At 66.9% G+C, this 299-nt stretch carries 1 protein-coding gene; it reads right to left on the bottom strand.

The features are described 5' to 3' along the window. On the bottom strand, positions 1–299 hold a 299-nt coding region (locus tag EIY87_RS23520; protein ID WP_148106212.1), incomplete at both ends, for a hypothetical protein.

Raw genomic sequence — 299 nt, forward strand, 5'->3', positions numbered from 1 at the left:
ACCAGCTTCGACAGCAGCGGCGACACCTTCCGGATGGTGTCGGTGAGCTTCTTCAGCAGCTCCCCGATCTTCTTGCCCCACTTCGCGATCGCCGCCGAGGCCTGGGCGACCACCACCGGGGTGCCGAAACCGAGGGAGAAGACCTCCTCCATCACCCACGCGATCAGCTTGCCGACCAGGTCCGCGATCAGCTGCCGGACCGTCTCGCGGACGAACGACACGACCTGGCCCATGATCATCGTGACCGTGCTGATCGCCCCGGCCACCGTCGCCGCACCCGAGAGCGCCTCGGAATGCTC

Source organism: Amycolatopsis eburnea (genome assembly GCF_003937945.1).
Lineage (GTDB): Bacteria > Actinomycetota > Actinomycetes > Mycobacteriales > Pseudonocardiaceae > Amycolatopsis > Amycolatopsis eburnea.